Source organism: Pedobacter sp. W3I1 (genome assembly GCF_030816015.1).
Lineage (GTDB): Bacteria > Bacteroidota > Bacteroidia > Sphingobacteriales > Sphingobacteriaceae > Pedobacter.
On record NZ_JAUSXN010000001.1, the window covers coordinates 5,679,336 to 5,702,355 of the forward strand.

Sequence of the window (23,020 nt, forward strand, 5' to 3'; positions counted from 1 at the left end):
CATGAAAAAATACGCGTACATCGGTTGTCTTGGTTTTTTGGCAGTAATTACAACTGAATTTGGTATCATAGGCATTTTGCCACAAGTTGCTGAACATTACCAGATTAGCATCGATAAGGCAGGGTATTTATTAAGTGCCTTTGCTTTGGTTATCGCCTTGACCGGTCCTTTTATGACTTTATTGGCATCGGGTTTTAACCGTAAAAAAGTTATGCTTACCGCTATCTTTATTTTTCTAATAACAGGCATTGTATCATCTTTTTCACCGCCTTTCTGGCTGTTGATGGTAGTTAGAATATTACCTGCATTCCTGCAACCTGTTTATATTGCCACTGCTTTGGCTGTTGCAATTTCAAGGGCAGATAAAAACCGCGAAAACGAACTGATGAGTATCGTATTCAGCGGTGTTGCTATTGCCATGGTTACCACCGTTCCGATTGCCACTTTCCTGGCAAGTTTAAGGTCTTGGGAATACTCTTTCGTAGTGCAGGCAATCGTGAGTTTTGTGGCCTTAACAGGAATTTTCTTTCTGTTGCCCTCAATGCCCGTAAAAGAAAAAAAATCTTACGGAAGCCAGTTGAAAATATTGACGAAACCTACTTTTATCATCAGTACCGCAATGAACTTTTTTATGATTACGGCCTGGTTCTCAACATATAGTTATTTTGCCGAGTATCTGAACAAAGCAAAAGGTATGGACAATACAATGGTCAGCTACATGCTGTTTGTATTTGGCGTTATCGGGGTATTCTCCAATTGGGTTGCAGGAAAAATGCTGAACAAGAACATAGCAAAAACTACCGCTTTTTTCCTGTCGGGAACTATTCTGATCCCCATATTATTGCATTTCTCAGGCGGAGATACAATAGCGACCATTATCGCCATTGGAATATGGGGTTTTCTTTATTCACCAAGTTTTCTAAACGCTTCTACTTATATGATTTCATCCGCGCCCGATAGTTTGGAATTTGCCAACAGTTTAGCAACTTCATTCGGCAATTTGGGGGTAACGTTGGGAACAACCTTAGGCGGCTGGATGATCATTACAAAAGGTGTGGAATATAATCCGTGGATAGGATTGATTTTCGGTATTTTGGCATTTCTCATGATAGCGTTAAGAAGTTTTTTGGAAGAGAAACACTAGACGCAAGAAAAGGCAGTTGCGAAAACCTTAGATAATTTTTAGAAACACTTAATAATAAGGAAGATTCTTTCCATCGGAACAAGCAAAAAAGTTGGGGATTAATTCCAGGCATAAAGTTTAGTTCATCTGAACAAGAAGAATTTCACATTCTAGCTACTACTGCACCTTTTTACTACTTGTCCTCGTCGAATCTGCTTTACTGGTATCTTTCTTTTCTGCAGCTTTATCGTTACGGCCCGCTTTTACTGATCCGCTTCCAGGATGGGAATCCGCTGGGCTGTTCTGTCCGGAAGTACAGTTGGTTAGCAGTAAGGTTATTGGAATAAAAATAAGTTTGATATACTTTTTCATGGCATGTGCTTTTCTTATACGACAACTGGCATACTGCATGGTTTGCACCAAATAAAAATCACGTAGTCAGCACATGTGCCAGGTATTCCACACAGCAGGTAGCACTCATACCACTAAGTAGAATCAGCTTGAATAAAAAAAAAGGGCAGCAAAAAATAAGCTGAAAGTTTTATTTTTGAGGATTCTCCTCAAGAACTCTAAAGATGGATAATTTTCAAGCGCTGTTCGATTACGTTCAAAAATTTTCTGGCAAAACGCTTTCAGCAGACGATAAGCAAATATTTATCGCACATTTCAAACCTAAAAAAATCCGGAAGCGACAATACTTTTTACAGGAAGGCGATGTATGTAAATATACCGGATTCATTGTGAAAGGCGCAGCCAAGACGTTTACGATAGATGAAAAAGGACATGAGCATATATTAAAATTAAGCATTGAAAACTGGTGGTTAGCTGATTTTGAAAGTTTTTACAAGTTGACACCAAGCCGCTTTAACATAGAAGCGCTGGAAGACATGGAGATCTTACAAATAACCCATAGCATGGTAGAGGAATTCATAAAACCTATTCCTGCCTTTTCAGCAATGCAGAACGTGCTGAGTCAAAACAACACCATAGCTGCTCAGAAAAGAATGCAATCTTCCATCAGTCAAACCGGTGAAGAACGATTTCAAGAACTTGTTAACGATTATCCGCACTTTATACAGCGGTTTCCGCAAAACTTAATTGCTTCCTACCTGGGTTTAACACCGGAAACCTTGAGCCGGATCAGGAAGAACGCCTCAAAATAACTTGATCTTTGTCAAGCCTATTTAATGACTTTTGATAAGATGCAGTTCGTGGCGCAAGTGCATCTTTGGACTAACATTAAATAGTAAAGATCATGAGTAAATTAAAAAACAAAGTAGCCGTAATTACGGGCGGCAATAGCGGTATTGGATTTGGTATTGCTGAAGCATTTAAAAGTGAAGGCGCTGCCGGAGCTATTGTGGGTAGAAATCACCTAACTTTAGAACTTGCTGCTGCTCAACTGGGCAATGATTTTATAGCCATCAATGCAGATGTAACTAACTTTGCCGATTTAGAAAGAGTTTTTAAAAATACAGCCGAAAAATTTGGCAAAATAGATGTACTGGTAGCCAACGCCGGTGCAGGAACAACCGGAACAGTGGCAGATGTGAGCGAAGCTGACTACAACAAAACCATGGACCTTAATCTGAAAAGCGTTTACTTCACTGTACAAAAAGCCTTACCTTATATGAATGATGGCGGGTCTATCATTCTTATCGGGTCAAATGCCGCACATCGGGCATATCCATCATTTGGGCTTTACGGCGCTGCAAAAGCTGCAGTGATCTTTTTGGCGAAAAGCTTTTCAAATGACTTGTTAGCAAGAAAGATAAGGGTAAATGTAATCACACCGGGTACTACAGACACACCTGCATTTGATAAGTTCGTTCCTGCAGAACAAATAGAGGCTGTGAAAACACAATTTGCCAGTGTGATGCCGATAGGCAGGATCGGGCAGCCGTCTGACATTGGTAAAACAGCGGTTTTCCTCGCTTCTGAAGATTCTTCATTCTTGCTTGGCGCCGAACTTCTTGTTGATGGTGGCATGACCTACTTAGCTAAGTAATTTCTTATTCCCTGGTATGCATTCAAACTCGTACCAGGGATTACCAAATGTTAATGAATCGGTAATAAAATATTGAGAATGTTATGCATCTGTGTAATTCAGTGCTATTTCAACCTTGTTTCTCCATGCTTTTTCAAAATTCACTATTGCTTCACCGTGTTCAAAAAGGGTTGAACATGGCGGGATAACCATATTTGGCACGCGCCATCAGGGGAGCCGTCTGTTTAAATATAACTTTGGTGTTCTCCTGAGTGAAGGACAACAAGTTAAATGGAAATAACTACAAAGAACGGGCAATCCATGCAGAGACGGTTTGAACCAAACTCGCGAGAAAATAAGGACCGTTATCCTTGGTCATTTCGTTTTTGAGGCCTGCTCAACTTTGGCGTCATGTACCATCAAAAATATCGTAAAAGAAAATGCCGTATTGGTGAAGAAGCTGTTTGAGGAAGTCGCCGAAAACTACCAGTTTTTCGAAATTTGCAAACGGTACGTTTTTGTGTGACATACTCAGAACAAATGCCAATTGACCTGAACATTCACCTTAAACAGGTACATCCCTTTTCAAAACAGGTATTTACACCAGCAACTTTTAGCGCATTTATTGGGTTTTATATTTCAGCTGCTAATGTAATTCAACAAACGGAATCAGCGTTGATGACTGTTTTATTAACACCATGGTTCCTTAAGCATCCTGATGTTACATGGGCAGATGGGTCGTGAAGCAGCAGTAGAACGTGTAAAATCAATCAATATTTTTTAACTAAATTCTTAATCTATGTTTTATCATGACAACAACCTGCAGTACAAGGTTCGGGTAGACAAACCTAATCCTGCATTTGCAAAACTATTGCAGCAAGCTATCGGCGGCATTGAAGGAGAGATCAGGGTTTGCCTACAGTACTTATTTCAGGCATGGGGAAATCGCGGACCAAATAAATACCGCGACATGCTTTTAGACACCGGGACTGAAGAAATCTCCCACATTGAAATGCTTTGTACCGCTGTAGCATTGAATCTGGATGGCGCTACCCATGAGCTGAAAGATAAAATTGCCGGGGAAAATCCGATTGTCAGCAATATCCTTGGCGGGATGGATCCTCGCCAGGTTTTATCTTCGGGTTTAGCTGCTATGGCCGTAGACAGTAACGGTGTACCTTTCAATGGATCGTGGGTGGTAGGTAGCGGAAACATTGCAGCCGATATGTATGCAAACGTGATGGCTGAATCAACAGGGAGGGTTTTAGCAACCAGACTTTACGAACTGACCGACGATTCAGGAATGAAGGACATGCTTTCTTTTTTGATTACCAGAGATGCCATGCACCAAAATCAATGGCTTGCTGTACTGGAAGATTTGGGTGGTGTAGGCGAGAATTTACCCATTCCTAATACTTTTCCAAGAGAAAACCATGTGCCTGGATTTGATTATGCTTTCGTATCAACCAATATCGAAAAGCCTGGAGAGTCACAGGGCAGGTGGTCAAGTGGGCCATCAATTGATGGAAAAGGTGAGTTCCATGTACTTACCGCTCAGCCTGGTCCTCCGATTCCGGATTTGGGTATTCCAGATGTGAAAGGTTATGCACAGCAGCAGCAAATGACTGGTGGGGATAAAGGATTGATTGAGAATATTAAAGATACCATCCTACCTTAAAAACTCCATCACCTGATTGCGCAAACTTAGGCCGAAACCTGAGTTTGCGCAATCAGTTCTAGCTCAATAGGAATACCTGAATAAAACAATTTTGAAAGGATGTTAAAATAGGCCCGATTCCGCACTGAAAAATACATTTATCTGCTAATTAATCCCTCCAGCCTGGATGGAGGCGCAAAACAGAAATTTTTTAAGATGAAAATCAAATACATAAACAGCATGGCCAGGGCCAACTTTTTAGCGAAGCGAAATCTATTTTTGTACGGGGGATTTGCGGCATTGTTAGGCATAATATGCAGTGGCTGTGCTACCTCTGCGCCTGGCATTGGCTTACAGAAGAAAATAGCGCAGAAAACATATGTGATTATTGGTGCTTCAAGCGGATTTGGCAGAGGAGTGGCAGAAAAACTGGGCAGTTACGGCGCAAAAGTGATCATAGCTGCTCGAAGGGGTGAGGCCCTGGAAGAGGTGGCACACACGGTCCGGTCTAATGGCGGAACCGCGATCACTATGCCAATGGATATCAGCAAGCCAGCAGATCTGGCCAAAATTCAGGCACTTGCCCTTAAAGAATTTGGCCATGTTGATGTATGGATTAACATGGCGGGTGTAGGTGCCATCGGGAGATTTTGGGAAATTCCCATAGCAGATCAGGCGAGGATTGTAGAAATAAATCTCACGGGATTTATTTATGCAAGTCACGCCGCGATCACGATCTTCAAAAATCAGGGTTTTGGAACATTGATAAACATGGGCTCAATTGAAAGTATCAATCCACTTGCTTATCATGCTTCTTATTCAGCTACAAAAGCCGGCGTCCTGAATCTTTCTAAAACAATCGGTCAAGAGCTGAGGCTGGCGGGTTATGACCGAATTAAGGTAGTTACAATTGAGCCCTGGGCTGTAGACACTCCATTCTGGCGTCATGCCGCCAATTACAGTGGCGGAACGCCGAGAATGGCCGCTATAGATCCGCCGTCTAAAGTAGTTAATGCGGTCATCCGTGCCTCAATCAGGCCAAGAAGAGAACTTAGCGTTGGATGGAAAGCCAAAGGGGCTAAATTTTCGCATTGGCTTTTGCCGGGATTTACCGAACGTATTTCTGCAAACATCGCTCACCGCTACCAGATCAGAAAGGCACCACCTGCGGATACGACTTCTGGTTCAGTTTTTAAACCAATGAAGGAAGGTACCGGCGTTGACGATGGCGTACGAAAGCGAATAAAAAAAGAAAAGGAACTGCAACATAAGCATTAGCTGTTTGCCTTTCTATATTCCCTCTCCGGGGCAACGGCCAGTTGCCGCTCCTGGCCATTTGAGATACAATGGTGATAAAGTATTCATGCAATGAATGACACCTGGCAGCATAACAGGGCATTTAACCAGCTTTGTTCTGTTTAATCTTGCTTCCTAATACATTTAAAAGTTCCTGTTCTTTTTTAACTCTGGGTAGCTCATCTTTTACGAAGTTTTTAACCCGCTGTTGTCTGGCATTTGCTGCAGCCTGGTAGGCTTTAATGTTTTTATTCAGCTCTGCTGATAAGTAATTATAAAATTGCCGGTCGAAGACAACACCTGCTTGCCGGGATAACCAGCGGAGCGAATCAATTTGTTCGGTACGTAAGTCTTCATTTAAAAGCACTTTGTTTTTATTGCAAAAGCTCTCCAGATTTTTCTTTTGAAACCGAACCCGATCCCTGGCATTTTTAGCGTAGGCTTTCACATCCGCATTGCCCTTTGAAGACAAGGCAACAGTGAGCAAGCTATCCTGAATAACCAGCGCCTGGCTGGCATCTTTTAAATAATCTGCAGCGTCTTCTTCCATATTTGTTTCAAAAGTCTCAACCCCACCAACATGATCTTTAACTGCAGTATCGTTTGAAACACTATCTTTTTCCATTGATGACCGCTTATCGGCCATGTTGCAACCCAAACTCAGACTTGCCACTGCAGTGATGGCAATTACAGATGTAAATTTGAAAGTTCTTCTAATCATAACATTTTGTTTTTTTACTAGTAAAACAAGCTCTTTTAGGTATTGTTGACCCAGATGCCCTGCAAAAGAAAAAACAGGTACATTTCCAGGATTTGCAGGTATTTAACTTTTCATAGCATCTCCATTTGGCATAAATGCAATCCCGTCGGTGTAGGCGCCTACATATACTTTGAACATAACCAGGTAACCAACCCGAACTGAACAGCAGGTTTAATCAGCACTGCTCTATTTATGTAATTTGTTTCCCCTCCATATTATCAAACCAAAATTATCCTTTAAGCCAAAGCCGTCCATAGGGCTCCATTTTCAGCCTCCCGTTCTCTCCGGCCTGCCAACTACCAACAAGCACCTTTTGTTTTCCGGTAAGTGGAAGCGTTACTTCGGTGGCTTTATCACCAAAATTATGGATGATAGTGATTTTTCCAGATGGGGTCTTATACGCAATGGCCAGGACCGCATCATTTCCCAAATCCAACACCTGCCAATCCGAAACGCCCAGTTCGGGCAGGGATTTGCGTACCGATATCAGCAATTTTATAAAATTCAGTAAAGACTCTTTATCTGATAATTGCGAGGCAACGTTAACTTTCTGATAGGCATATTCTCCCATGGAAACGACAGGCCTAAAGGTTTTCTGTGCAGTACTGAACCCGGCATTTTCCATACTATTCCATTGCATCGGGGTGCGTACAGACAGTCTTTCAGCCAAAGTCAGATCATCACCCATCCCAATTTCCTCTCCCGAGCGGATCACCGGCGCCCCTGGTAACGAATAAAGTATGCTATAAGCCATTTTAATCCGTTCCGGATTGTGCAGCATCGGCGCCAGACGCCGCCTAATGCCCCGCTTGTAAAGCTGCATATTAGCTTCCGGTCCAAATTTCTCATAAACTTTATTGCGCTGAGATTTACTCAGCCTTCCCAAATCAATCTCATCATGGTTCCGCAAAAAATAGGCCCATTGTGAGTGTGGGGGCTTTAGTCTGGTTTCATTCAATGCCCTGATCAGTGTACCGGTTTTTCCTGTAGCCATAGAATAAAACAGGTACTGATTGACATAAAAGTTGAACATCATCTGCAACCGCTCGCCTTTTTCCCCGAAATAGTCTATATTTTCCTTTGGTTCTACATTAGCCTCTCCTAAAAGAAGGGTCTGGTTATCAATTGACTTTGCTCCCCTAACGATTGAATCCAGTACACCGAACATCTTGGCCGGTTTTGCCGCTCCAGATTCAGGTACATCGATGATGAAAGGCACAGCATCAAGTCTAAAACCCTTTATACCTTTTGCAGACCAGAACCGCAAAATCTTGATCGCTTCCTGCTGTACCTCCCTATTCCGGTAGTTCAGGTCAGGCTGAAAATCATAAAAGCGGTGAAAATAGTACCTACCTGCTACCTCATCATAAGACCATGTTTCGCTCTGGAATCCTTCAAAAACCATCCCCTCATCAAAATCCCGAGGCTTGGTTTTTGACCAAACATATCTGGAACGGTATTTCACGCTACTATCCGAACGTGCTTTTTTATACCAGGGGTGCTCAATGGAGGTATGGTTAAGTACCATATCCATAATGATCTTGATATTATGCTTTTTTGCCTCAGATATAAAACCGTCAAAATCGGCCATGGTCCCAAGTCTTGGGTCGATACCATAATAATCACTCACATCATAGCCGTCATCTTTGTCAGGAGTTGGCTGGAACGGAGAGAGCCACAGCACCTCTATCCCCAATGAATCCAGATAGGATAGTTTTTCAGCCAGCCCTTTAAAATCTCCTATCCCATCACCATCACTGTCATTAAAAACGTCAACGTCCAGATTGTACACGATACTATTGCGGTACCATTCATCAGGAACTGATGCTGAGAATTCTTTGGTTTCGTGCCTGCAGGAAACCATACCGAAAAGACAAAGAAAAAGCACTATTTTGTGATTTAACAGGAATCCATGCTGATCTATAATCTTCATAACCGAATGCATTAAAGATTCTGCTTAATTTTGGTTTTAGGGTGTTTGACCGGCCCGCGCCCACTGGTATCCTTTTTTGCACCAACGCTTTTCAGGCTGTCATGCTTTGGCCATTTACTGGATCTTGCATTATATTTATTAGCCCCTGGAACAGTTTTTTTGATTAGCGTATCATCGGTACTCCGTTGTCTGGTTCCGGTTGGAACCTGACAGAACCCTGAGGCACAAAAGGCCATCAAAACAAGAAAAAAATAAGGGAATTTAATCATAATCGAAATTTGAGGCTATCAGCAGATAGCGTGAAACAAATAGACTTACTAAAAAACCAGTGATCACAATTAGCGCGCTGTTAATAATATCGGAAGAGCTCCTTATGGCGGATGACCGAGATCAACCTTTTGGTAAACTCTTTATCGCTTTACCAGTTTTTATTAAAAACATTATTTGTAGGTGCCTGGTTTTAACATTATCCTTTAATTGCCAGTGCCGAAGGATGTAACAGATTAGAGCGGCATATATCCGATATAGATCTCGGCCGCTAGCTTACAGCTTACCCAGTAAATATATAGCCGCTCAGATTCAGTTTAACAAGTATTTCCCTGATATCACCGATACCATCCGCGTTGCTGTTTTTTAAACGATCTTGGATAATCTGATAGACGACATTCCCTGTCACTGATTTGATTTTATACATGCGTTAGCTAATACGATAAAGCATTTGAACATAACAGTTCGAGGCCTATGCAGTTTGGAAGCGAAATACCGTCTCACGCAACGTTTAATACCTGTGTTATATTTAAATAGAGGGCATAAACTACCTGAAATCCAAAAGAATAAAACCAGCCTCCCGTCCTGCCAGTTTTCTAATAAAAAAAGATTATGGAACAAGAGAAAAGCAATGCCAGAAGGGATAGGATCTCCATAGCAGAAAACAATGATGACAAGCGCAGAGAATTCCATCAGCAGGATAGCGCTCAGGTAGCTCCAAAGGATCGGGGCCGTCCAAAAGAGGTTACGGGCACCATCGCCAACCTGAAATGGAAGGTGCCATCAAACGGGATCGCAGGCCTATTATAACCTGATTGCAGCGGTAAAACCGCTGCTTTTTTTGTACTACCCCAATCTAGCGCAAGTTTAGTGCCCTGGCCTAAAACAACGGCCAGTCTTGTGCCTTCGTTAAATTAACAAATTACTAAATAGAAAATTTTACTATTTAAATATGGTGATGCACATCACTCAGACCAGTTCCTATGCACTAAGACTTGCGCTAGTGGGGGTAAAATGTAAATAAACTAAATATCGAATTACATTAATAAGATACCAGGGTGGTTACGCTTGAAGCCGCGAGGTTAATCCCGAAGCTTCCCCCCGTGACAGCAAAACTGTTGGCACCCAGGTTGGTTGTACTGGTGGTGAAGTAACGATCAAATCCACTTACGCTGATGCCGCTGTAGCCAAATGTTTGATAGGTTACTGCGTTATTTTGGTTTACGATTACAATAACCAGTTTAGATCCGCTTTTGTATGCGGTTACGTAAACCCCTGGGGTTGGATTGGAGGTACAGGATATTTTGCTATATCCGGGGCGTACATAACGGGCATAATGCGCCATCACATAACCTACTTTCTGGATATTGCCACTTTCACTCATTGGACCGTAGCTTCTTCTGATGTACCACCACACATAGGCACTCCAGCCGGCATTCATACAATCGTGGATTTCTTTGGCAGCATTCATGGCATTTGCCCAGTCATCACCACTAATGCTGGAATTGGTATAATGTTCTGTCATCCAAACCGGTTTACCCACATTCCCTAAGTTATAAGGCGTTTTGCCATAGATGTGCCCGCAAATAAAACTGGTTTTAGATTTGGCTGTGGCATTGCTGAGGTAGGTATTGATGTAAGTTTGATTCATCTGAAAAGGTTCTGGTGCCATAATGGGGGCACCGCAATTGTTACCTTGTGCGGCTACAAAATCAGCCACTTCTGATGCCGTCAGTTCCATTGATTCATAATTTACCTTATAATCTGGTTCATTGGTAGGACTAATGGCTGCGAGCCCTCCAACAGCACTATTAAAAGCACTTAAATGTGCAGCATAAGCACCATAAGAGGCGGTATTAATTTTACCACCTACAACGCTGTTATTTGTTTTAATAGAAGCGGGTGCAGACCATGCCGATGCAATAGCCGATCCGCCGAATGATTTACAGGCATCAATAGTTGCTTTTTCAGCGGCGAATTCTGAACTGGAATTGGGCACTCGTACCCGCACGATACTCAAACCTATACCATTTGTTGGTGAGAAAGCTGTGGTTCTTTGTGTGCTTGTTAAATCTCCCGTCCAGGCAACAATATTTGCTCCGCCAAAGCCTTTAATGGTTTGCTGTACTGTTGATGCATCAATAGATGCAGTTCCTTCTACTGTTGCCTTTTTTGAAGAATCCGCTTGCATATTGACGTTTTTATCCGACATGTCAGTCTCATTTTTTGAACAACCAGCCATTATAAGCGCAATTGCAAATACACTAAATAGTTTTTTTTTCATGTGATTTTTTTTGGTTAGATAAATATTATTCGCATAAAATTAGCCATTACATTGTTTTGTAAATGGATACATTAGCCAATTTTCTAGCAAATATGTTTAACTCTTAAGGGCTTTACTTTGTACAATTTTGTACATCTATCGTGAGTAAATAATTAAATTTAATTCATCATATCATCATAAAAAGTACATCTTCCACACAAATGTTCTATAATGGAATGGAGATTCAACAAAAAAAATTAATCAGACATAAATCACTACTAAATAAATACATTTAATAAAAATTAAGTTTACAAGCTAACTCACCGAATTTAGAATGATTAGATCAAAGCCGCAGCTGGCGAAGTCTTAACGCCATGTCCTCAAAAAAAGGCCAGACTTGTGCTTTATTTAAATTAATCGCTTTGTGAAAGATTTAATTGATTATTACTCTGTATGCACAAGTCATCCAGCACATTACCCTTTCACTATGACTTGCGCTATCAGGAAGTATGCCCGGGAGTAACCAAAAACAAAGACAGATTAATGAAGTCGAATTTACACTAAGGTGCGTGATCTGATGGAGCAGTCTAAAGCACTGAGGCGAAGCAGCGATCAGCAGATGGAGTACCTGACGCAGCTCATGAAGGAAGCGAAACGGACGCTGAGCAGAAATATTTCTTCAAGAATTTCAGCAAGCAGTTTAAAAAAAAAGAAGCGGAGAAAAATCATCCCGATCTTTCCCCGCTCATCTAAATTAACGCTCTCGGTATCTAATACGATCAACAACTTCATTTATTATATGCCTTGGTAATTTTTTGCAAGATTACGTATTTACCGCATCAAAAAACAGGTAGAAATGCCAGTTAAATCCCAGATTTTATTGAAACTGTTTTTAGCTGCTAAATGTTTTTCTTAGACAAAATCACAACTATGGAAAATACACCAGAAAACGCTGAGCAGCTTTTGCCGGAACAGCAGCAGGAACAAGCAACCAAAAATTCCTCCCTGGTATCCGATGGGCCTGTTAGCAAAAGTGAGGGAACAGCGCGCAATGACCTAACTGATGCAAGCGCTGAAAACAGTGAAGAAAATGCAGGAATCGGCTTTGGCGGCATACCCCAAGAAACAGATGCTATAACCGCAAGCGATAACTTAACTAACCAAGGCGCTTCAAGGGATCAGGACGCAGAAACAGACATTTCTAAAGGCCAGGATCAGGAAGAACCCGGCAGCGGTCTTGATGACGGAGATCTGGATACCGATGTAATAGCTGAAGATAATGAAGAACTGGAGCAGGCCAGAGAATCAGATGCAACTGACTAAACTAAAAGAAGATGGAAAATTCACAAAACCAAAGGGTGTCGCCTACCTCAAAAAAGCAATTTCGTGAGGATGATCTGGATATTGTAAAAGGTGCCAAGGAGACCGATCAGCTTGAACAGATGCAACAAAGCGCCAAAGATAATCCGGCGCCAGAAAGAGACAAGGCAGGTACCCCGGCCGCTTTCACTGTTGATAAGGGTGAACGGCCTGTCCATGCAAATCACCCGATAGGCAAACCAATATCCGCTAAAGGCCATGCGTTAATTGACTATGCACTTGTCGCAAGCTTACTGGTTTTACCATCCTTACTTAGCTTGAACAAAAAAACAAAGCGCACCTTTGCAGCTGAAGCATTGATTTTATTACCTTATATTGCTTTAACCAGGCAACCCCTGGCTGTGAAAGGGTTGATCCCATTTAATACACACGGTAAAATTGATCTGTTAAATGTTGGTCAATTTGCATTGCAAAGCTTTTTCAGACCATTTCGTAAATCGAAAAAAGAACTGATGTTTAATATTGCCTTAACAGCTTTAGTGGGCCTGAATGTGATGCTCACCAATTGGAAACAGGGTAACGAAGCAAAATAATTATACCGCTATACTTGGCTAGATTATTCAAAAGGTCACCTGCGGGTGCACCAAAAAAACGGGGAATGACCATTTCTGATCTTTCCCCGCTCATTTCAACAAAGGCTTGTATTTAAATACAACAGCCGGATATTGTTATAACTGCTTTTTAACCTTTTGTCTTTTTCTCAATCTCCTTCCGCTGATTCGAACCATCTTTTTTAGCATCCCTAATGTCCGATGTTTTCACACCTAGTTTTTCAGCTTCGTATTTAAGTTCGTGTGGCTGATTCGATACCGAATTCCTTTCCACTTTTGTTCCTCTTGGCATAATTGTTCCTTTCTTTGGTAAATGATAATATGATAACAATGCTAAAGAAAGGATGGTTTTAATGAAAGGTGCTGAGATGCAGATTGACTATCGCGACTTTGAAGCTTCCAGTCTTTTTATCAACTATTCCGGCATGAGTTTTTAATTTTTCTGATAACAGATAACAGACCTTTATTGTTTAACTCCTTGAATTCTTAAGATATGGTCCTATCTAGCGCATTATAGTGCCCCGGCTCTGAACAATGGCCAGACTTGTGGTTTCATTAAATTTTATTATTTAAATATCGTAGATACACATTCATCCTGCCCGCTTGCCCTATGCACTAAGAATGAGCAGTGAGGGTTGTGCTCTAATTAAATTAACAAATTATTCTCATTAGAAATTTATTAACTGGTGCCTTCTCACAAGATGTAAACAAGATTTTAGTAAACACGAAGGGAGTTGATGGGCGTACGATCTGCATTAATTGGTTATGTATTTCGAGGAGATTAGTAACAGCAAAGTACGGTCTGCCTTGGCCTCATCGTAATTTTCTTTTAAGAGCTGGTTAATATGCTTATTTTTGAGTTTAACAGCCGCCATCTGTAGAATCTGAAAGGACGCCATTTCAACACTTTCAATGTTTTGCAGATAGAAAATAATTGATAGGTCACGGAGTTCAGGTTCGCCAATCTGTTCATTAATTGCTTCGAAAGCATCTTGAATAAGGCCGATTAATCCGTGAGTACTTCCCCTGGAAACTTCAGCGTCCAGTAGCGAGTAGATGACTTCCATCCTTGCGATCTGTTTTTCTACATCCGCAACAGTCTCATTAATTGCATTCTTTAGATCGGCAAACTCTACTTCGTTTGCTAGAGTTGGCAGTTTAGATACCAAATGGAGCTTAGCACCATATATACGGTCAAGATGCTTGATAAAAAAAACTTTAAGCTTATCGGAGCCAAGGTTAATTTTCTTCCAGGAGCGGGATTTTCCATGTGTTTCAGACATAATAGCACTTTATAGTACTAAGTTATGAATTCTTTCACTTTTTCAAGAAGTTTATTGATGTCAAATGGTTTGTTCACATAACCATTTGCCCCACATGTGCTTGCCCGCTGATGGACATCATGCTCAGCAGAGACCAGTAGCACCGGAATATCGTTAAGCTCCAGCTCACGCTTAATTTCCGCACAAATTTCATCCCCGGTTTTGGAAAATCCAACAATCCTTACATCCAAAAGAATGAGGTCGGGACCAATTAGCTTCACCTGATCAGCAGTGGTGCCCGTATTTTGAAGCACAACCTCATATCCCTCTTCTGCAAAAAGAATATCTAAAATAGAAAGGATATCCTCATCATCATCGATCACTAATATACGTTTAGCCATTTGGATAGTTATATGGTTACATAATGTTTATCAAAATTTCAGTGCCAACGTCCAACCACTTATAATAATTCGGCAACCCGGATGCCATAAACCTCGTAGAAAAGCCTGTTAAAATGACCTCTGGAACTGTAGCCTGCTATACTTGCTATTTCCTTGACTGAGCGGTATTTACCTGACGCAATCGCCTCCCATGCCAGTTGCAAACGGATGATCCTTACCAGCTTATTTGGCGTAATGCCCAATATACTGTGCACCCTTCGAAAAAGCTGCCGCTGGCTAATCGCCAAAGCATCGCTGATCAGATCGAGATTAAGTTCAGTTTTCGCAGCATTCTGGCGAACAATAGTTTCCAGGCTGTTAAGCCAGAACTGGTCCGACTGGGAAGGCTCTTCAATCATCTTCTGTCCATCATCTGCCTTAAATGCAACAAAAGTCCTGTTTACAGCAGGCCTATGCTGTTTGAAACGATTATGATGGTCATCATTGATCATACCGAGGATGGAAGAAATCCGTTCATATTCTTCCAACTGCCTGCGGTAGGTAATATCCTTTGCAATAGCAAAGACCAAGTTGTCCCTTTTGATCGGTACCGATGTCCAGCTCAGCCATATCACGCTACCATCCTTGGCAACGTACCTGTTCTCAAAGTTAAGCAACGAACGCCCTTCCAAAAGCGCAGCCCCTTTTTCTGCCGTCCGTTCCCTATCATCATGATGGATAAAATCGTTTATCGGCGAAGCAAATAGTTCATCCTCCGTATAACCAAGCACATTGCAAACCGCCGGGTTGATTTTTTTGAAATACCCATCAAATCCCACAACGCACAACAAGTCGGGTGCAACTTCAAAGAAATACTCCAGGTCAAAAACCTTTTGAGATTTTAACTTGCCCATTCCATATTCTGGCTCATATCCTTACCTTTAAATAATTGTTGTTTGTTGACATAATTGAAATACAAATCTTATCCAAATTGTTTTTAATTCAATACTAACGTATTGATTATGTCAATTTTGCGAACACATTCGGCAGCTCTGTGACCAAGTCAATAAAATTGCAATTCCATGCCTATAGACCTATTGAAAATAATATGTCCGATTGACTTGCTCAAATACCAAAGAGTTATATACCTTCAGTTCTATTATCTTGCAAAAAAATGTTAAAATTACTGCTACAATTTGCCCTTTCCGCTCTTGAATCCAAGGTGACCAGCCATCGGCAAAAAAGGAAATGCCGTTCTCCAAAATGCTTCAGCGGAAAACCTGCTCATCTGGTTAGAGCAAATCGTGTTGTGCGTTAGTATAGAGAATTTCCGCTCAAAGGTAATCAGGGAAAGTATGATGTGTAGACCTATTATCCAAAACCTGGTGCTACCGATGCAGAAACCACAATAACAGTGTTTAATGGTAAAGAAAGTAAGACTATTTTAATTAAAGATACAGAAGTTAACCTATATTTCTGTGCTTTCGTTAAATTAACAAATTCTTTCAATAGAAAATTTAATAGTTAAATATCGTAAATGCACATTCATCCAGCCCACTGTCTTATGCGCTAAGACTTACGCCAGTGAGGGGGGTAGGATAAAAGCAGATAAGCCCGATTAATATCGGGCTTATCTGCAAGAAAAATATAAAATTTAATACCCTGGATTTTGAATAAGGTTCTGGTTTCCAAGTTGGTTGTCAGGAATAGGGAACAATAGGTACTTGGCCTCACTTGCAGGTTTTTCCTGCCATGCGGCCAGGAATTTCCCGAAGCGGATCAGATCCTGTCTCCTGAAGCCTTCCCAATAAAGTTCCCTTCCCCTTTCATCAAGGAGATTGTCTAAGGTTAGGCTCGTAAATGCCGAAGCGCCTCTTGTGGTTCTGATCAGATTAACGGTAATGAGCGCCTGTGCCGCCTGCGAGGTGCGCAACTGTGCTTCTGCTTTCATTAATAATACGTCAGCATAGCGGAAATAAACCCAATCATTATCCGGTTTTTTCGATCCGGTATTGGCATAATCAATAGGATATTTGATCACCCTTATGCCGGCAACTTCCAGGTGGTTGGGATCACGTTCTATAATGCTTACCTCAGGCGTAAAGGCTAAAGGATTTCCTTTTCTGTCTTTCAGTGCAGTACCGTTCTGATCAAATTGTTGGCCTACCAAAAAACCTACCCTGATTCCAGAGACGTTGGTTTGCCCGGTATAATTCCCACCCCTTCTTGTATCGGTCGCTTCAAATTTATTATAAAAGTTAGATAGTGTAGAAAAGCCGTTATAGCCGTTCGGGTTCTGATTATAGTGTGTGGTGCATTTCCACATCCCATCCAGGTCGCTTCCTGAAGAACCTGCGATATTTTGTGCGGTAAATATATTTTCTTTCGATAAAATATCATTGGTGGGTGCAAAATTATCGAAGTAACCTGCCGTCAGTGTATAACCTCCTGTAGCAATTTCGTCGGCGAGCGATATTACTTTTGCCATATCAGCAGCATCAAAAGTTGGTGCAGTGCGGTTTAAAAATGCGCCCTTGTTCAGGTATACTTTCATCAGAAGTGTTCTGGCGGCATTCTTGTTTGCAATATTTGCAGGTCCGGTAGGCAAATCCGGGATAATTGCCGTCAGCTCACTGATCAGATAACTCAACTCATCAGCCGCATTTCTAACCCTTGATGGCTTGGTTACGTCTTCACCTGCATCCCGGTAAGGCACCTGTCCCCAGCCATCCAATATGGAAAACTGGGCGAATGCACGTAAGAAACGGGCCTGTGCTGCCTGGCTTGGAGTTGGACTGCTACCCAAAACGCTTGTTGCAACATAACTGATACTGTTTAAGTCCCTAAATACGTCCGATATCCTGGAATGGTCTGGTGCCCATTTATGCAGGTGCAGCGCACGCCAGGCACCGTTGTCATCCCAATCGCCTGCCCGTGTGGGTACAATGGTCTCATCTGAGGTTACTTCCTGCAGGGCAGACCAGTTCCATGGGGCCTGATAGGGACCAACCATGGCCGCATAACTCGCGCCCAAAACACTGGCAACATTTCCTGATGTTACCCCCGAATTGCCTACCTGACCATTCAGGTCTTCGTTTAGTTTGGTACAGCCCGATAAACCCAGGGCAACCACTACAAAACTGATAATACATTTATTTTTCATGTGCTTACAATTAAAAAATTAAAGAGAAAAATTAACACCAAAGTTGAAAGTCCTGGCGGTGGGATAAGCAGTATAATCTATACCTGCAGACGGCACACCGCTTACACTTTTGTTTACATTTACCTCCGGATCGAAACCGGTGTAATTGGTAATTACAAAAAGGTTCTGGCCGTTAACGTAGAGGTTTAAGGATTTGATCGAGGTGCCGATGTTACCAAAGTTATAACTGATGGTTGCATTGGCCAGTTTTACATAGTCTCCTTTTTCGATATACCTTGACGATGCTGCTATAGGGTTGGCAAGGGATTCTGCTATTGGAAGGTTAACCAGCGCGGATGAAATATTACGTGTACCTAAATTTGAGATGGCCAGTACTGAGTTTGCTGTGTTGTTGTAAATGCTCTGTCCGAATGCACCATTGAAATTGGCCGAAAACGAAAATTTCTTATACCTTACATTTGTACTTAAGCCCAAAATTACCTTTGGGTTTGGGTTGCCCACATAATAATTGGTAAAACCATCATCGGTGTATATAGAAAATCCACTGGCATCCAAACCATTATATTGTCTGGTAACCATAGCAAATAGTGGCAGGCCATTTTGGATCACCTCGGTGGTAACTCCACTTAATCCCTGACCATTCAGCGATCCGGTTTTGATGATCCCCGATATGTTCTGGACTTTATTTTTAATGAAGGTTGCATTACCTCCCAAAGACCATGATACGTTATCGTTTTCGATGATCGTTCCATTCAATGTTAGCTCCAGCCCTTTGTTGATAATCTGCCCTGGTAGATTTACCCATGTAGGTACATTGCCGCCGACCGCAGGTACGAACGAAATCTGTGGAAATAGCAAATCGTTAGTGGTTTTGTTAAAATAATCGATAGATCCCGTAAGCTTGTTTCCTAAAAAACCAAAATCAGCCCCAATATTTGTCTGTTTGTCAGATTGCCACTTCAGGTTCGGGTTTGCATTGTTGATGGCTATTAAAGTAGGCTGTCCGTTGGTATTGCCGAAATCATAACGCTGCTGTGCAGATCCCGATGGAAAATCCTGGTTACCGGTTTTGCCATAACCAACCCTTAGCTTTAGTTGATCTATCCAGACAGCATCGCTAAGAAATGCTTCTTTTTTGATATCCCAGGCAGCAGCAAATGATGGAAAATAACCATATCGGTTCGACTTTCCGAATTTGGTTGAACCGTCTGCCCTGAAGGTAGCTGTTAAAATATACTTGCTGTCGTAATTGAAGATCGCCCTTGCAAAGTAAGACTGTAATTCTGTTGTTGGATTGTTAAAAGCTGCGAATATACGGTTTGCAGGAGCGGTAGTCTGGAAGGCATCGGTATAATCCGCATCGATATCGCCAAAACCAGTAGCGGTATTGATCGTTCCTTTATTGATGAAACTAGAATATTCATAGCCGATGATGGCATTCAGATTAAGCTTGCTTACAACTTCTTTGTTAAAATTTAAGGTGTTGGTAAACTGTTGGGTAATGAGTTCGGTCGTTGAATAACTGGCAAAACCGCCAAGAAAATTACCGTCGGGCTGTATGCCCTGTAAATTAAGGAAACTCCTTGTCGACGCTCTTCTGATCCCGCTGCTGTAATTTACACCTGCCAACATTCTATATTCCAGCCAAGGTGTAATTTTGTAATAAGGAGAAACACTGCCCAAAATGGTAGATACTTTGGTCTTATCGTTGTTTGCGGCAAGAGCAGCAAGTGGATTAATGGTTGTTGAGCCATAATCTATAAATAAACTGCCATCGGGTTTATAAAATGACTGTGTTGGGTTCCATGACAAGGCCTGGCTGATCAAACTGCCAGTAAAGCCTGCATCGGTGGTAATAGGAGCAATATTCTCTAAGTACTGGTTGCTGATCATGTTAACATCCAATCCTAGTTTTTTACTGTTCAGAAATTTAAAATTACCATTAAAGCCCGCGCTGTACTTTTTAAAATCGGTCGATTTGATAATCCCCTGCTGATCCTGATAGCCCAGAGAGGCACGGAAAGTATTTCCGTTGCTGCCACCGCTGATGCCAACAGCATAATTCTGGTTGTAAGCCGTACGCGTAATGGCATCCAATGCATCCACACTATTGCCGAAATCACCAGTGGTGAGGTTGTATTTTTTCAAGGCTGCCCGGTATTCATCCCCGCTTAAAACATCTACCTTTCTGGCAATACTGCCTACACCTGCTGATGCGCTGATATCAATTTTAGTTTCTCCCGATTTTCCTCTTTTAGTGGTAATCAGCACTACGCCATAAGCTGCACGTGAACCATAAATTGCCGTTGCCGATGCATCTTTTAAGATTTCCATCGATTCGATATCGGCAGGGTTTATAAAGTTTAAAGGATTTCCATCAGGAGTGGTTCCGGTACCTGCACTGGCAGTTAAACCTGCAACACCGGCATTGGTTGATGGTCTGGCCGACCTTCCATCCAATGCGACACCATCTACCACATACAGCGGCTGTCCGGTACCGGTTATAGCAGAATTCCCCCTGATGCGTACTGTTGAGGCACCACCTGGCTGACCGCTGTTATTGATCATTTGTACACCGGCAACTTTGCCCTGAATTAACTGATCCGGAGCGTTTAAAGGTCCTTTGTTAAAATCCTTTGCCGAAACAGTTGTAGCCGCACCGGTTAAATCGCTTTTCCTTACTGAAGCGTAACCTATAACAACTACTGCTTCCAGATTATTTAAGGATGCCATAGTGATATTGATTACCGTTTGGTTATTAATGCTTACAGTTTGTGTTTCCATACCGACAAAGCTGAAAACGAGCTGTGTGGAGCCTGAGGGAACAGTAATGGCATATTTTCCCTCAGCATCTGTCTGTGCTTTTGCGGTACCTGGTTTCACTTGAATGGTTACACCGGCCATTGGCAATTTATCGCTGTCGAGCACAGTGCCCTTAATTACACTTTGTGCAAAAGCTGGTGCGCTGAGCAGCAGCATGCAGCAACTTATCATCATAAGTTTCTGCAAAAAATACAATTTCTGTTTGTTGGATAAAACAGCCCAATTGCTTTTTGGTAAAGTAATATTCATCGTTGATTTATTTTTGGTTAGAAAAATTTAATTGACCATATAAAGGTGATCGGTTAAACTAGGGGGATTTGTTTTTTCTGCTCTTGTTCATGATGTTTAGTTTTAGTTAGTTGAGAATATATTGTATTTATCTAGACTAGGGAATGTGCCGGGAATTTAATGTAATTCAGTTTGGCAATAATTCCGTTCGGATTGCCAATACCATCATCACTGCTATCTTTAAAACTTCGGGGATAAATCTGGTAAATGATAGCTTCTTTCCACCATGCACCGTTCCTGATGGCTGCAAATGGTGATTCTGTGCCCTGACCCGGTGCATTAACTTTTGGTATTTGCCCAAAAAGGATTATTGAAGCGGTTGCAAATGAAAAAATCAAATAGGTTTTTATGTATCTCATAACTCATATTCTGGAATACAACTTTGTTAAATTACTAAAAATGTAGTACATGTAAGCATGTATTGTATTTATTGATCTAACTGCCCGTCATTTTTTCTTTGTCTATTTAAAAGCGAAATAATGGCCTTGGTGATCGGAATATGTCTATCATCCACGTTCGCCTGTCGAAGTTTACTGAGGTTCTTTTTAAAGGAAATGCCGATATCGAAATGAGAATCATACATGCAAAAAGTTCTCAAGAAGGGGAACTTAGTGTACTAAACGGGCTTTCTATCCTGTTAAAAAGGATTTTGCCATTTTTTAAGTGATGAAATGCTAGCCGGGGCAATGAAGGCCCTACAGAGAAAAGGGCTTAAAGTTCCAGAAGATATTGGCGTTATCGCAATCAGTGCTAGGGTGATTCCTCAGCTTTTCTATCCGGAAATTACCTATGCTGAAACAAATGGGTTCAAATTGGGTAATTAGCTTTTGCCAGGATGATAAAATGCATTGCAGGAGTTCCTAGCGCAAACCATTATTGATCAATCAATACTGGTATCTGGAGGTTCATTGTGATCTTGAATGAATGGGAGTAAATTAGCGTTTATACTGAAGAGGAGAGGTACAGCCTTAGCTGCTAGATATTTTCGAAATAACACTGCGATTGAGCAAACTTGTCCAGATCCTTTCCAGTAACACTTGTGAGGCTTTTAAGCACCGATTTTCTTCCTTATCGATAAGGTGTATTTTGGCAAAAGTGGTTTCTTCCCCACTTTGGAGGTAAAGGAATTTAACCCGATAGTTTTTCAATTTAAAAAGCATTCGTATTAAGCTTTGGAAGCTCATTAGATTAATTAGGTACCCTTGAACCATCATCAGCATCTCTTTAATCGGCCGTACAGACACCCTAGAATAGAAGATCATTGCGAACCGTCGATTTCTTCTTGTAGACTAAGACCAGGTTTTATTACAATCTGGCCAAAAGCCTGGTTTAACAGTAGCCCTAGATCTTACTAATCAGGACACTGACTGTATAATTTATAGAAAACCTTAAGCAAGCAGACAAATACGCCTTTTCTTAACGACCTACCTTATTTATCCATTTTGACAGCAGCACCACATGTGTTTTTATAAGAATAAAATATTTACTCTTCACTGTTGCCTTTGATCTGCCCATCCCGTTATAACAGATAACAAGATTCAATTACACATAAATAATCTGAAAAAAAAATCATGAACACTTTGAAACAAAAACATCATTTCAGGAACATTAGCATCTTTGGCGCTGATTGCATTAAGTTTTACTTCATGTAAAAAAGATGCAAAAGTCTCCCCTGTAAGCTGTGCGAGCGTTGCCGTTTTACATGCCTCACCAGGATCACCAGACTACACCGTTAACCTTAACGGTAAGGCTATGTTAAAAGATCCGATCACTTATGGTTCATTTGTCAATTATAGCTTGGTTAATGCCGGAGCAAACGAATTCAGTATGATCAAAAAAGGAGAAATGGTAATAAGCGGAAAAACATCCTTTCCTTTTAAGAAAGAT

At 41.4% G+C, this 23,020-nt stretch carries 20 protein-coding genes and 1 pseudogene; 10 read left to right on the plus strand and 11 right to left on the minus strand.

The genetic code is table 11. The features are described 5' to 3' along the window. Position 1: 1 nt before the first annotated feature. Positions 2-1,144 (plus strand): MFS transporter, encoded by a 1,143-nt coding sequence (locus QF042_RS23115; protein WP_307532520.1) that lies wholly within the window; start codon positions 2-4, stop codon positions 1,142-1,144. A gap of 156 nt (positions 1,145-1,300) precedes the next feature. Here QF042_RS23115 and QF042_RS23120 read toward each other — a convergent pair whose 3' ends face one another. Next, positions 1,301-1,495, minus strand: a complete 195-nt coding sequence (locus tag QF042_RS23120; RefSeq protein ID WP_307532521.1) for a hypothetical protein — start codon at positions 1,493-1,495, stop codon at positions 1,301-1,303. 203 nt (positions 1,496-1,698) lie between these two features. Between QF042_RS23120 and QF042_RS23125 the strand changes: the two genes are divergently transcribed. From QF042_RS23125 to QF042_RS23140, 4 genes are all read left to right on the plus strand, one after another. Further along, complete coding sequence (locus QF042_RS23125; protein WP_307532522.1) at positions 1,699-2,286, plus strand: Crp/Fnr family transcriptional regulator; 588 nt, start codon at positions 1,699-1,701, stop codon at positions 2,284-2,286. 92 nt (positions 2,287-2,378) lie between these two features. Then, entirely contained in the window at positions 2,379-3,131 is a 753-nt protein-coding gene (locus QF042_RS23130; protein ID WP_307532523.1) for an SDR family NAD(P)-dependent oxidoreductase, read from the plus strand. Positions 3,132-3,909: 778 nt separating this feature from the next. After that, entirely contained in the window at positions 3,910-4,788 is an 879-nt protein-coding gene (locus tag QF042_RS23135) for a manganese catalase family protein (RefSeq protein WP_307532524.1), read from the plus strand. 195 nt (positions 4,789-4,983) lie between these two features. Then, positions 4,984-6,045, plus strand: a complete 1,062-nt coding sequence (locus QF042_RS23140; protein ID WP_307532525.1) for an SDR family oxidoreductase — start codon at positions 4,984-4,986, stop codon at positions 6,043-6,045. A 121-nt stretch (positions 6,046-6,166) separates the two neighbouring features. Here QF042_RS23140 and QF042_RS23145 read toward each other — a convergent pair whose 3' ends face one another. After that, entirely contained in the window at positions 6,167-6,784 is a 618-nt protein-coding gene (locus QF042_RS23145; protein ID WP_307532526.1) for a DUF4142 domain-containing protein, read from the minus strand. A gap of 268 nt (positions 6,785-7,052) precedes the next feature. Continuing rightward, entirely contained in the window at positions 7,053-8,756 is a 1,704-nt protein-coding gene (locus QF042_RS23150; RefSeq protein WP_307532527.1) for an alpha-amylase family protein, read from the minus strand. Between the two features lie 879 nt (positions 8,757-9,635). On the opposite strand from QF042_RS23150, the gene QF042_RS23155 reads away from it, so the two are divergent. Then, positions 9,636-9,833 (plus strand): hypothetical protein, encoded by a 198-nt coding sequence (locus QF042_RS23155; protein WP_307532528.1) that lies wholly within the window; start codon positions 9,636-9,638, stop codon positions 9,831-9,833. A 232-nt stretch (positions 9,834-10,065) separates the two neighbouring features. Here the strand turns inward: QF042_RS23155 and QF042_RS23160 are convergent, their stop codons facing one another. Beyond that, complete coding sequence (locus QF042_RS23160; RefSeq protein WP_307532529.1) at positions 10,066-11,307, minus strand: hypothetical protein; 1,242 nt, start codon at positions 11,305-11,307, stop codon at positions 10,066-10,068. 909 nt (positions 11,308-12,216) lie between these two features. Here QF042_RS23160 and QF042_RS23165 point away from each other — a divergent pair. Both QF042_RS23165 and QF042_RS23170 read left to right on the plus strand, forming a co-directional pair. Then, positions 12,217-12,609 (plus strand): hypothetical protein, encoded by a 393-nt coding sequence (locus QF042_RS23165; RefSeq protein WP_307532530.1) that lies wholly within the window; start codon positions 12,217-12,219, stop codon positions 12,607-12,609. A gap of 11 nt (positions 12,610-12,620) precedes the next feature. After that, complete coding sequence (locus tag QF042_RS23170; protein WP_307532531.1) at positions 12,621-13,199, plus strand: hypothetical protein; 579 nt, start codon at positions 12,621-12,623, stop codon at positions 13,197-13,199. Between the two features lie 148 nt (positions 13,200-13,347). Here QF042_RS23170 and QF042_RS23175 read toward each other — a convergent pair whose 3' ends face one another. The 7 genes from QF042_RS23175 to QF042_RS23205 all read right to left on the minus strand — a co-directional run bounded on the left by QF042_RS23175 (position 13,348) and on the right by QF042_RS23205 (position 21,492). After that, positions 13,348-13,509, minus strand: coding sequence for a hypothetical protein (locus QF042_RS23175; protein WP_307532532.1), 162 nt, complete (start codon positions 13,507-13,509; stop codon positions 13,348-13,350). A 463-nt stretch (positions 13,510-13,972) separates the two neighbouring features. Further along, complete coding sequence (locus QF042_RS23180) at positions 13,973-14,500, minus strand: DUF892 family protein (RefSeq protein WP_307532533.1); 528 nt, start codon at positions 14,498-14,500, stop codon at positions 13,973-13,975. 17 nt (positions 14,501-14,517) lie between these two features. Beyond that, entirely contained in the window at positions 14,518-14,880 is a 363-nt protein-coding gene (locus QF042_RS23185; protein ID WP_307532534.1) for a response regulator transcription factor, read from the minus strand. 59 nt (positions 14,881-14,939) lie between these two features. Further along, entirely contained in the window at positions 14,940-15,773 is an 834-nt protein-coding gene (locus QF042_RS23190; RefSeq protein ID WP_307532535.1) for a PAS domain S-box protein, read from the minus strand. A 740-nt stretch (positions 15,774-16,513) separates the two neighbouring features. Further along, a complete protein-coding gene (locus tag QF042_RS23195) occupies positions 16,514-18,022 on the minus strand; it encodes a RagB/SusD family nutrient uptake outer membrane protein (RefSeq protein ID WP_307532536.1) in 1,509 nt (502 codons plus the stop codon). Between the two features lie 18 nt (positions 18,023-18,040). After that, positions 18,041-21,094 (minus strand): SusC/RagA family TonB-linked outer membrane protein, encoded by a 3,054-nt coding sequence (locus tag QF042_RS23200; protein WP_307532537.1) that lies wholly within the window; start codon positions 21,092-21,094, stop codon positions 18,041-18,043. Positions 21,095-21,225: 131 nt separating this feature from the next. Continuing rightward, positions 21,226-21,492: a hypothetical protein gene (locus QF042_RS23205; RefSeq protein ID WP_307532538.1), complete on the minus strand. Its 267-nt coding sequence runs from the start codon at positions 21,490-21,492 to the stop codon at positions 21,226-21,228. A gap of 312 nt (positions 21,493-21,804) precedes the next feature. Here QF042_RS23205 and QF042_RS26425 point away from each other — a divergent pair, with 312 nt between their 5' ends. Together QF042_RS26425 and QF042_RS26430 are read left to right on the plus strand one after the other, a co-directional pair. Beyond that, the gene (locus tag QF042_RS26425) at positions 21,805-21,957 is read left to right on the plus strand and encodes a substrate-binding domain-containing protein (RefSeq protein WP_373459094.1); all 153 of its coding nucleotides are present in this window, start codon (positions 21,805-21,807) and stop codon (positions 21,955-21,957) included. Between the two features lie 793 nt (positions 21,958-22,750). Beyond that, positions 22,751-23,017 (plus strand): annotated as a pseudogene (locus QF042_RS26430) (DUF4397 domain-containing protein); the annotation flags it as partial. Between the last annotated feature and the right edge of the window lie 3 nt (positions 23,018-23,020).